We start from the raw sequence: 11,098 nt of genomic DNA on the forward strand, positions 1-11,098 counted from the left end.
GCGCCTCCCGGCATTGCAACTTAAATCACGCGCGAGAACTGCTGTAAACGCGCTTTCTGGCGCAGATAGGCATCGAAGCACATGCAGATATTACGAATCAACAGACGCCCCTTCGGCGTGACGACCACCGCGCTCTCCGACACATCCACCAGCCCGTCCTTCGCCAGCGGCGCCAGAAGCTTCAGGTCTTCGGCAAAGTAATCGCTGAATTGCAGATCCCATTGCGACTCCACCTCGCGGAATTCGAGACGGAAGTTGCAGATAAGCGCCTTAATCACATCACGACGGATGCAGTCGTCGCGCGTTAACGCAATGCCGCGCCACAGCGCGTTGCCCGTTTCATCAACCTGCTGGTAATACAGCTTCAGCTCTTTTTGGTTCTGGGCGTAGCAGTCGCCAATCATGCTGATAGCGGAGACACCCATTCCGAGCAGATCGGTATCTCCCTGGGTGGTGTATCCCTGGAAGTTACGGTGGAGAACACCTTCGCGCTGGGCAATCGCCAGTTCGTCGTCAGGGCGGGCAAAGTGATCCATCCCGATAAACTGATAGCCGGTTTCGGTCAGCGAGGCGATGGTCTCCTGCAAAATGTCCAGCTTCTGCTGGGCGGAAGGCAGATCCGCATCTTTGATTTTGCGCTGCGCGGCGAACAGCGTCGGCAGGTGCGCATAGTTAAAGACGCTCAGACGGTCCGGGTTGAGCTCAGCCACGCGTTTAAGCGTGTAGGCGAAGCTCTCCGGCGTCTGCTTCGGCAGGCCGTAAATCAGGTCTATATTCGTTGAGGTAAAGCCAATTTCACGCGCATGGTTGAGTAAGGCAAAGATAAACGCTTCATCCTGCTCGCGGTTGACCAGGCGCTGTACTTCTTTGTTGAAGTCCTGTACGCCCATACTCAGGCGGTTGAAGCCTTCGGCGCGTAAATGATCCAGCACATCCAGCTCGATTTCACGCGGATCGACCTCGATCGAAATTTCAGCGTCGTGGTTAAAACTGAAATTGCCGCGCAGTAGCGCCATCAGGCGGCTGATCTGCGCTTTATTCAGATAGGTTGGCGTACCGCCACCCCAGTGAAGCTGGCTGACGTGACGGCCTTTAAACAGCGGTGCGCGGTGCAGAATTTCCTGTTCAAGCGCATCGAGGTATTGATCGGCTTTGTGCTGCTGGCGGGTAACGATTTTATTGCAGCCGCAGAAGTAGCAGAGCTTGTGGCAGAACGGAATATGGACGTAGAGCGACAGCGGGCGCTCGGGATAGCGCGCCACAGCATGCTGAAAATCCGCCTCGCCGAAAGCGTCAGAAAACTCCAGCGCGGTGGGGTATGAGGTATAACGCGGCCCGGAATAGTTATATTTCTGGATCAGGGCCAAATCCCAGTCGATAGATGGTACAGACATGCTCACTCCTTCCGTTGGTGTCGCGTTCGTATACGGCGGCCCGTTCTGGTCCCGTTGCGGGCCATCATTCGGGTGCGCAGCCACTTCTGTCGCCGCGACAACCGCCGTAGTTTAACGAATAACCACACCAGATAACATATAACCGGAAGGGTTATAAGCAGGACGAGTGTACCTGCCGGGTGCAAATGTTAGTTTCCACCTTTCAGCAGACGCATCATATCTTCCTGCTTTTCGTCTTCCTCTTCGTCTTCTTCATCATCGTAGGACAGACCCAGCTTCTGCATCAATTCATCAATGCGATCCAGTTTGGCATCTACCCAGGACTGCTCTTCAGCGGTCAGGGTTTCACCCTCTTCAAGACGTTCCAGCAGCGCATCCAGGCGCTCATCGTTCTCCAGCATATCCAGCTCAGCCTGCGGTGAAAGCATAGGTTTCTCGCTCTTTGGTTTGTGCTGCTTAGTGACCGGCGTGTCTGTCACGCCCAGTGGAATGGGAGTTTTACTGCCGATACGAGGATCTTTCTGCTGTTTGCCTTTTGCAGAAGCGCCTGCGGCACCGCCACCGTTAGCACGGCTACCCGCAGTATGGCCACGATGCTTTTTATCGCGTTTGCGATCGCGCGCTTCCTGATTCAGTTCTTCGCGCGTTTTGCGGCGGGCTTTTGCAGGGCGTTTCGCGCCCGCAGCGGAGGTCGGTTTTTTCATGATGTTTTATCTTTAAGTCGTTTTCTTCAGTATAGAATTGCGGCGAAATCTAGCAGAAAGCAAGCAAAGAAAAAAGGCGACAGAGCAATCTGTCGCCTTTTTTCCTGACTCACAACCCTTAACGGGTCAGACATTCCCTGTTTGCCTTCAACAAACCCTGTTTATCCCTTGGCTACTACCGTCCGTGATACGGTTCCGTTTCCTGTTAAAAACGCCTCCAGGCGCCGGTCGTCCTGACAATCCTGAGTCTTCGCCTCCTGGCGCTCCTGACCCTTATCCTTAAGTCGTTTTCCTGCTGCCATCCTCGCCTTGACGCACACTTTACCTTGTTCTCTTAAACTAACAAGCAACGAAAAGGTACTAAACCGGATTTTCAGATAATTACTCATTAATAACTCTTTGAATTTTAATATTTTGAGTTTTTTAGCGCCTGCGATTTCTCTTAAATTTCTCATACGCTTAAGGGCAGATCTCTTACATTCCGTAGGGCTTTCACTTACACGTCAATGACGAAGGGAAAAGCCTTTTGCCCGCATTCAGGTATAATCCCCCGCAGATTACGATTTTTGGAGACGACCACGTGACTACCTGGAACTACCAACAGACGCATTTTGTCACCAGTGCGCCCGATATTCGCCACCTGCCCTCAGACACAGGGATTGAAGTGGCATTTGCTGGGCGCTCCAATGCGGGAAAATCCAGCGCCCTGAATACGCTGACCAATCAGAAAAACCTGGCGCGTACCTCAAAAACACCTGGCCGTACTCAGCTGATTAACCTGTTTGAAGTGGCTGAAGGCAAACGCCTGGTCGATTTACCGGGCTACGGTTACGCGCAGGTACCGGAAGAGATGAAGATCAAATGGCAGCGTGCGCTGGGTGAATACCTGGAAAAACGCATGTGTCTGAAAGGTCTGGTGGTGCTGATGGATATTCGACACCCGCTAAAAGATCTCGACCAGCAGATGATTGACTGGGCGGTGGCAAGCGATATTGCGGTGCTGGTGCTGCTGACAAAAGCGGATAAGCTGGCGAGCGGCGCGCGCAAGGCGCAGGTGAACAAGGTGCGTGAAGCGGTGCTGGCATTCAACGGTGATGTACAGGTTGAACCGTTCTCCTCGCTGAAAAAGCAGGGTGTGGACAAACTGCGACAGAAGCTAGACAGCTGGTTTAACGATCTGGAACCGGCGACAGAAGCGGAAGCAGAGTAACAACAGGCGCGGCGATGACCGCGTTTTTTCCGCCCGAAACTTTCCTTTCCGCAATAAAAAACGCCCCAGTCATTACTGACTGGGGCGGCTAAAATATTCAGCCAAATCCGATTACGTGAAGTAAAAGGTCTGAAAGATAGAACATCTTACCTCTGTACCCTACGTCGTTAACTCTACTCTTTTTTTGTCTCTTGAAAAAGCACTTTTTGTAGTTTTTTTTCATTCTTTACATAGGGAATTCTAATGATCGTCACAAAACGCGCGTACTTATGTTGCTTACTTACATAAAACGCGCGTTATTCCGATAACGCTTAGTGAGCCTGATCCCAGTTTTCGCCGCTACCCACTTCCACCAGCAACGGAACGTCCAGCTTCATGCTGTTTTCCATCAGTTCATGGATCTTCTGAGAGACCTTTTCCAGGTCGTCTTTATGGACTTCAAATACCAGTTCATCGTGTACCTGCATGATCATTTTCACGCGCGGTTTCTCTTTTTCCAGCCAGGCATCAACGGCGATCATCGCGCGTTTGATGATGTCTGCCGCAGTGCCCTGCATCGGGGCATTGATAGCAGCACGTTCAGCGCCAGCACGGCGCGCGGCGTTGCTGGATTTGATGTCCGGAAGGTAAAGACGACGGCCATCCAGCGTTTCAACGTAGCCTTTCTCTTTCGCCTGCGCGCGGGTACGCTCCATATATTCCAGCACGCCCGGATAGCGCTCAAAGTAGAGATCCATATACTTCTGCGACTCTTTACGCGGAATGTTGAGCTGGCGTGAAAGGCCAAATGCGCTCATGCCGTAAATAAGGCCAAAGTTAATCGCTTTAGCGCTACGACGCTGTTCGTTTGTCACGCTGTCCAGCGGCAGGCCAAACACTTCGGCAGCTGTCGCCCGGTGGATATCCTTCCCTTCAGCAAATGCCGTCAGCAGGCCTTTGTCACGCGACAGGTGCGCCATAATACGCAGTTCGATTTGCGAGTAGTCTGCGGAGACAATCAGATAATCCTCTGGCGCAATGAAAGCCTGGCGTATACGGCGGCCCTCTTCATTACGCACCGGAATGTTTTGCAGGTTAGGATCGGTTGACGAAAGTCGCCCGGTCGCCGCCACAGCCTGGTGATAGGAGGTGTGCACGCGACCCGTTTTCGGGTTGATCATCAACGGCAGTTTGTCGGTATAGGTCGATTTCAGCTTAGCCAGACCGCGGTACTGCAGGATAACTTTTGGCAGCGGATAATCCAGCGCCAGCTCTTCCAGCACCTCTTCAGAGGTTGAAGGCGCGCCGCCCGGCGTTTTCTTCAGCGGTTTGATACCCTGCTTTTCAAACAGGATGGTTTGCAGCTGTTTCGGTGACGACAGGTTAAATGCCTCTCCAGCAAGTTCATGCGCTTTCTGTTCAAGCTCGGTCAGGCGCTGCGCCAGCTCGCCAGAGTGATTATGTAGCACCGTTGGGTCGATTTTGACGCCGTTACGCTCAATGCGGGACAGCACAGGCACCAGCGGCATCTCAATGTTCTGGAAAACATTCAGCGGCCCTTCGTGCTTCTGCAATTTCGGCCACATTTTGAGATGCAGCTGTAGCGTAACATCAGCGTCTTCCGCGGCGTAGCGGCCTGCTTCTTCCAGCGCGATCTGGTTAAAGGTCAGCTGATTTTTGCCCTTACCGGCAATTTCTTCAAAGGTGATGGTTTTGTGTTTCAGCCAACGATCGGATAAGGAATCCATATCATGGCGGCCCGCCACGCTGTCCAGAATGTAAGATTCCAGCATGGTGTCAAAAGCGATACCACGCAGTTCAATGCCGTAGTTTTGCAGAATACCGCGGTCGTACTTCAGGTTTTGCCCGACCTTCAGCGCTTTCTCGTCTTCCAGAATCGGCTTCAGCAGTTCTAAGGCGCGCTCGCGCGAGATCTGCTCCGGCGCATCCAGATAGTCATGCGCTACCGGAACATAGGCTGCCATACCCGGCTCCGTCGCGAATGACAGACCTACCATATTGGCAGATATGTTATCGAGACTGTCCGTTTCGGTATCGAACGCAAATACCGGTGCTTTTTTCAGCTTTTCAATCCAGGCGACGAGCTGCGACTCTTCAAGGATGGTTTCATAGTTATCGAATGAGAGCGCTGCCGCTTCTTCTTCTGCCTGCTCTTCGGCATCGACAACGATAGTTTCTTTCGGCTTCGCCGCAGCTTTTGCCCCTTTCGCCTGAAGCCATTTCCCGGCTTCGACATCCGTGGTCCAGCGTTTAAATTCGTATTTTCTGAACAGGCCAAGCAGTTCTTCTGCGGCGGGTTCCTGCACTTCAAGCTGGTCGCAGGTAAGCTCCAGCTCGACGTCGGTTTTGATGGTGGCTAACTGATAAGAGAGGTAAGCCACCTCTTTGTTATCGGCGAGCTTTCCGGCCATGGTTTTTGCACCACGGAAGGTAAGTCCGGCAATTTTGTCGGACTCAGCGTACAGCGTATCCAACCCACCTAACCCTTGCAGCAGCGCCTGAGCTGTTTTTTCGCCCACGCCCGGCACGCCAGGGATGTTATCCGAGGAATCCCCCATCAGGGCGAGGAAATCAATAATGAGTTCTGGCGGCACGCCATATTTGGCAACCACTTCTTCCGGGCCAAGAATGGTGTTGGTCATGGTATTAATCAGCGTGATCCCAGGTGTTACCAGCTGCGCCATGTCTTTATCACCGGTACTGATCAGCACCGGACGGCCAGCCTTTTCAGCTTCGCGCGCCAGGGTGCCAATAACGTCGTCAGCCTCAACGCCCGAGACAGCCAGCAAAGGCAGCCCCATCGCTTTGACCATAGCGTGCAGCGGTTCAATCTGCGCACGCAGATCGTCAGGCATGGGTGGACGGTGAGATTTGTAATGCTCAAATAATTCATCGCGGAAGGTTTTCCCCTTCGCATCAAACACCACGGCCGCATGGGTTGGGTGGTATTGCAGAATCAGGCTGCGTAGCATATTCAGCACGCCGTACATTGCGCCGGTAGGTTCCCCTGCGCTGTTGGTCAGAGGAGGAAACGCATGATACGCCCGATAAAGGTAAGAAGAGCCATCGACGAGTATAAGTGGGTTTTCTGGGATCTGAACCATAATGTCCGTGCCTTTAATTAATTTATGGGTAAAGGATGCCACAGAAGGATGAAAACATCAGGTTTTAGCGCTTTATACAGAAAAAGATTTTGCGATCGTGAAGATCGCTCGCAAAAACAAACTGTGGATAAGTTTGTGCATATTTTTAATACAGGTGAATAACAGTTCTATAAAACTGATACTGAAAAATTATTTATCAAATAAAATCAATTAGTTGAAATTAGATCACTTAAGATCCCATCCCACTGATGGTTATTTAGTCTATGTGGATATAAGACGTAAGCACCCTGTCTATATAGAAAATTTCGCTGCATGGCAGGAAAAGCCGCAGCCTCTTCGTGCGAAAGCGCCCTGGTCTGGGCCAATATCTGATAAGATCGGCGCCCAGCACCGGATAGCCGGCTGCTTAATTACAGCTAACTATCTGAAAAAATTCATTATGTCGAAAATACTCGCTGCGATAACCTTATTGCTAAGCGTCATTTTAACTATTCTGGTTACCATCGCCTGTTCTGTGCCAATCATCGTTGCCGGAATAATTAAGCTCCTGCTGCCCGTCCCTCCGGTATGGCGTGCAGTGTCTGCTTTTTGTAATTTTATGATGTACTGCTGGTGTGAAGGGCTGGCGATCCTGTTGTATCTGAACCCCTGGTTAAAGTGGGACGTTCAGGGCCTTGAGAAGCTGAATAAAAAGAACTGGTATCTGCTGATCTGCAATCATCACAGCTGGGCCGACATCGTTGTATTGTGCGTGCTGTTTCGCAAACATATTCCGATGAACAAATACTTTCTGAAACAGCAACTGGCATGGGTGCCTTTCATTGGTCTGGCCTGCTGGGCGCTGGATATGCCGTTTATGAAACGCTATTCACGCAGCTATCTGATTCGTCATCCGGAACGCCGCGGTATGGACGTGGAAACTACGCGCCGTTCTTGCGAGAAGTTTCGCGCGCATCCCACCACCATAGTTAATTTCGTCGAAGGTTCGCGCTTTACCGAAGAGAAGCGCCAGCAGACTCGCTCTCCGTATCAGCACCTGTTGCCGCCAAAGGCAGCGGGTATCGCAATGGCCCTCAACGTGCTGGGTGAGCAGTTTGATAAATTGTTGAACGTAACGCTCTGCTATCCGGAAAACGACAGGACGCCGTTCTACGATATGCTCAGCGGCAAGCTGACGCGTATCGTAGTCCGCGTTGATCTGTTGCCCATCGATACGGAACTGCACGGTGATTACGTTAACGATAAAAACTTCAAACGTCGTTTCCAGCTTTGGCTCAATACACTCTGGAAAGAGAAAGACGAACAGATAGCGGAGTTAAAATCTTCATACAAAAACGCCGGTCAATGACCGGCGTTTTCTTTATGTTTGTTACTTCATCTCAACCAGGTGTTTCACGGTATCAGCGTACTGTTGTACGAAGATATCCATACTGGTGGTGTCCATACCACGCATATTTACCTGGTATTTACCGTTAACATACATCGCTGGCACGCCCTGCAACTGGAAGTCAGCGGCAGCTTTTTCCTGCTGTGCCACGAGAGATTTCACCACAAAACTGTTCCAGGCAGCGTCGTAGTCTTCACCTTTCACACCGGCATCAACAAACACTTTACGGATATCTGCCGTAGTTTGTACGGTCTGGGTTTTCTGTACGGCTTCAAACATAGGCGCGGTGATCTTATCTTCCACACCCAGCGCAATCGCAACCGCCCATGCCTGAGTCAAATCTTTACCCAATGGGCCAAGGAACTCAACGTGGTATTTCGTCATTTTGGTGCCTTCCGGCAGCTTTTTCTTCACGTTGTCAGAAACATGAAGTACCTGCTCAAACTCGTAGCAGTGCGGGCAGTAGAAGGAGAAGAACTCCAGCACCTGAGGCTCGCCAGCTACAGGCTTGTCCAGCGTAATGTACTGCTTACCGTCGGTAAACTGCGCAGCAGTTGCGCTAAATGCCAGAATCATACCAGCCAGCGCCAGCCAAATTTTTTTCATGATTAACTCTCTCCTGGGTGTGTCCAATTAATACATCGGCGTTAATTGCAGAGGGGGTTCCTGTAGAACCTTAACCTGCTCGGTAAATGTGGATATCTGGTTGCGCCAGTAATCCTCCCCGGTAAGCCAGGGGAAATTTCGGGGAAAAGCCGGGTCTTCCCAACGCCTGATTAACCACGCGAGATAATAAACAAATCGCATCGCACGTAAAGGCTCTATCAGGGCAATTTCGTCTGAATTAAAGGGGCTAAATTCTTCATAAGCTTCAATTATGGTCTCAAGCTGCATGCGCTGCTCGGCTTTATCACCGTTGAGCAGCATCCACAGATCCTGCACCGCAGGTCCCATACGAGCGTCATCAAGATCGACAAATAGCGGGCCGTCGCGCCAGAGAATATTCCCGGCGTGGCAGTCACCGTGCAGGCGTAGAGCGGTAATATCATCCCGCCAGCAGGCTTTTACAGCATCAATAAGCTTATCGGTCGCCGTGAGGAAATTATCCTTAAGCGCCTTTGGGATCAGCGCCGATGTTTCGAATACCTCTCGCGGCTCAATAAGATATTCCTGAACACCAATCGTCGGTCGGGCAACAAACGATTTTTTACGTCCCGTCTGATGAATGCGCCCCAGATAACGGGCAACCCATTCCATCTGATCGATATTATCTGCCTCAAACTGTCTTCCGCCCAGGCTCGGAAATACCGCGTAGTAAAAACCCTGATGGGTCAGCAGCGTTTGGTTATTAAATTTGAGCGGTGCCGCAACGGGAACATCGTCATCCAGCAGATCGTGGGCAAACTGATGCTCTTCCTGAATTTGTTCTGCGGACCAGCGTTGTGGCCGGTAAAACTTTACGACAAAGCGCTGGCGCTCTTCGTCCTGAAATTGGTAGACACGGTTTTCGTAGCTGTTTAAAGGGGTTAACCCGGAATCCACCCGAATACCCTGCTCGAACAGCGCATCCATAATGGTATCCGGGTGTAGTGTCTGGAAAGTAAAAGCCTGGTCGTTCATCCGATCATCCGGAAATTATACGAATGATTCAGGATATCATCTTGTGGCGATTTCGGTGGCTCCGCTTACAAGCTTTTACTCTTTAATTACGCCTCGGGCGCGCAGTAATGCGGTTTTAAAATCCTCTTCATAATCTTTCTGAATACCAGGAATAACAGCATCTTTAGCCGAGTCACGCATTTTGAGGTGGTAGATCAGGATGTCATCAGAAAGGTCTGCCAGTTCGCCATCAAAACCTGACTCTTTCGCCAGTTTCTGTAAAAATTGCATCAGATTCAGCTCTGGCTCTTTTTGCCAGGCCGGCTGGAGAAGCTCAATGACTTCATTAAGACGTTTACATTTCATGGTAGTGCTCCTTTCATTTAGAGAGACACGTTAGCAGGGTCAATCCCACAATAAAAGAGGCGATATTCGTGAATCAATGCCAGGAAATCATCGGGGTCGTTCTTGCCGGAGGCAGGGCAACGCGAATGGGCGGAAAAGATAAAGGTCTTCAGCTCCTGAACAACACCCCCTTATGGCAGCATGTTGCTGATACGCTGGCAAATCAGGTGTCGTCGATGGCGATCAGCGCTAACCGACATGTTGATATTTATCAGCGCAGTGGGTATCCGGTTTATCAGGATAAGCTTGTGGACTACCCCGGCCCGCTGGCGGGAATGCTTTCCGTTATGCAGCAGTCGCACGGAGAGTGGTTTCTCTTTTGTTCATGTGATACGCCCTTCATCCCGTCCTGTCTGGTTGAACGTCTGGTGCAGCGGTGCGAGGGTGCTCCCGTCGTCTGGGTACACGACGGCGAACGCGACCATCCGACGATCGCATTGATTAATCGCTCGTTAATATCTGCGCTGGAAGATTACCTGGCCGCAGGAGAGCGACGCGTCATGGTATTTATGCGCCAGTCAGGAGGGCATTCCGTTGATTTCAGTGACATGAAATCGGCGTTTGTGAATGTAAACACGACGGAAGATTTGCAGATGATGCAGGAGAAGAAATGATACCCGTATTAGCGATCTCTGCCTGGAGCGGCACCGGGAAGACTACGCTGCTAAAAAAGCTGATACCTGCACTTTGCGCTAAAGGTATTCGTCCCGGATTGATTAAGCACACGCACCATAACATGGATGTCGATAAGCCGGGGAAAGATAGCTATGAGCTGCGTAAGGCTGGCGCTGCACAAACGATGGTGGCGAGTAACCAGCGCTGGGCGTTAATGACAGAAACTCCGGATGAAGTACCGCTGGATCTCGCTTATCTTGTCAGCCGGATGGATCATTCCACGCTGGATCTGGTGCTGGTTGAGGGGTTTAAGTACGAGGCTGTTGCGAAGATCCTGCTGTTCAGAAACGGTGCCGGGCATGATGTAAGTGAGTTAACGCTGGATGAACATGTGATTGCTGTGGCCAGTGACGCTGCGTTGACGCTGGAAGTACCGGTTCTGGATTTGAATAATGTGGAGGGGATTGCAGAGTTTATTTTGGCGTGGTGTGCAGTCTGAGATCTGCCGGGTGACGGCTTCGCCTTACCCGGCCTACCGTTTTTCGACGTATAAACGCAAAAAGGCCATCCTTGCGGATGGCCTCTTCACTTGTTTGATGCCTGGCAGTTCCCTACTCTCACATGGGGAGACCCCACACTACCATCGGCGCTACGGCGTTTCACTTCTGAGTTCGGCATGG

At 51.3% G+C, this 11,098-nt stretch carries 11 protein-coding genes and 1 rRNA gene; 4 read left to right on the forward strand and 8 right to left on the reverse strand.

All coding sequences use genetic code 11. The features are described from left to right. Positions 1 to 20 precede the first annotated feature (20 nt). The 3 genes from hemN to ACOTZP_RS13865 form a co-directional block, all read right to left on the reverse strand. Positions 21 to 1,394, reverse strand: coding sequence for an oxygen-independent coproporphyrinogen III oxidase (hemN, locus tag ACOTZP_RS13855; protein ID WP_032626916.1), 1,374 nt, complete (start codon positions 1,392 to 1,394; stop codon positions 21 to 23). Positions 1,395 to 1,582: 188 nt separating this feature from the next. Continuing rightward, positions 1,583 to 2,098: a Der GTPase-activating protein YihI gene (gene yihI / locus ACOTZP_RS13860; protein ID WP_022649854.1), complete on the reverse strand. Its 516-nt coding sequence runs from the start codon at positions 2,096 to 2,098 to the stop codon at positions 1,583 to 1,585. A 161-nt stretch (positions 2,099 to 2,259) separates the two neighbouring features. Further along, the gene (locus ACOTZP_RS13865; RefSeq protein WP_271074914.1) at positions 2,260 to 2,487 is read right to left on the reverse strand and encodes a hypothetical protein; all 228 of its coding nucleotides are present in this window, start codon (positions 2,485 to 2,487) and stop codon (positions 2,260 to 2,262) included. Positions 2,488 to 2,678: 191 nt separating this feature from the next. Here ACOTZP_RS13865 and yihA point away from each other — a divergent pair, with 191 nt between their 5' ends. Next, positions 2,679 to 3,308, forward strand: a complete 630-nt coding sequence (gene yihA, locus ACOTZP_RS13870) for a ribosome biogenesis GTP-binding protein YihA/YsxC (RefSeq protein WP_003861913.1) — start codon at positions 2,679 to 2,681, stop codon at positions 3,306 to 3,308. 311 nt (positions 3,309 to 3,619) lie between these two features. On the opposite strand, the gene polA is transcribed toward yihA, so the two are convergent. Then, complete coding sequence (polA, locus tag ACOTZP_RS13875; protein WP_045308732.1) at positions 3,620 to 6,412, reverse strand: DNA polymerase I; 2,793 nt, start codon at positions 6,410 to 6,412, stop codon at positions 3,620 to 3,622. 439 nt (positions 6,413 to 6,851) lie between these two features. Here polA and ACOTZP_RS13880 point away from each other — a divergent pair, with 439 nt between their 5' ends. Beyond that, positions 6,852 to 7,760, forward strand: a complete 909-nt coding sequence (locus ACOTZP_RS13880) for an acyltransferase (RefSeq protein WP_022649857.1) — start codon at positions 6,852 to 6,854, stop codon at positions 7,758 to 7,760. A 21-nt stretch (positions 7,761 to 7,781) separates the two neighbouring features. On the opposite strand, the gene dsbA is transcribed toward ACOTZP_RS13880, so the two are convergent. From dsbA to ACOTZP_RS13895, 3 genes are all read right to left on the reverse strand, one after another. After that, positions 7,782 to 8,405 (reverse strand): thiol:disulfide interchange protein DsbA, encoded by a 624-nt coding sequence (dsbA, locus tag ACOTZP_RS13885; protein WP_022649858.1) that lies wholly within the window; start codon positions 8,403 to 8,405, stop codon positions 7,782 to 7,784. Positions 8,406 to 8,432: 27 nt separating this feature from the next. Next, positions 8,433 to 9,419, reverse strand: a complete 987-nt coding sequence (locus ACOTZP_RS13890; protein WP_022649859.1) for a serine/threonine protein kinase — start codon at positions 9,417 to 9,419, stop codon at positions 8,433 to 8,435. Between the two features lie 75 nt (positions 9,420 to 9,494). Next, positions 9,495 to 9,764 carry a YihD family protein gene (locus ACOTZP_RS13895; protein ID WP_003861904.1) on the reverse strand — a complete coding sequence of 90 codons (270 nt, stop codon included), beginning with the start codon at positions 9,762 to 9,764 and terminating at the stop codon, positions 9,495 to 9,497. 68 nt (positions 9,765 to 9,832) lie between these two features. Here ACOTZP_RS13895 and mobA point away from each other — a divergent pair, with 68 nt between their 5' ends. After that, a complete protein-coding gene (mobA, locus tag ACOTZP_RS13900) occupies positions 9,833 to 10,417 on the forward strand; it encodes a molybdenum cofactor guanylyltransferase MobA (RefSeq protein WP_022649860.1) in 585 nt (194 codons plus the stop codon). Continuing rightward, complete coding sequence (gene mobB, locus ACOTZP_RS13905) at positions 10,414 to 10,917, forward strand: molybdopterin-guanine dinucleotide biosynthesis protein MobB (RefSeq protein ID WP_271074913.1); 504 nt, start codon at positions 10,414 to 10,416, stop codon at positions 10,915 to 10,917. Before mobA ends, mobB begins: the two co-directional genes overlap by 4 nt. 99 nt (positions 10,918 to 11,016) lie before the next feature. Here mobB and rrf read toward each other — a convergent pair. Next, positions 11,017 to 11,098, reverse strand: a 5S ribosomal RNA gene (rrf, locus tag ACOTZP_RS13910); the annotation flags it as partial.

Origin of the sequence: Enterobacter cloacae complex sp. SYL001 (assembly GCF_049237025.1) — a bacterium.
In the GTDB taxonomy this organism is placed as follows: domain Bacteria; phylum Pseudomonadota; class Gammaproteobacteria; order Enterobacterales; family Enterobacteriaceae; genus Enterobacter; species Enterobacter intestinihominis.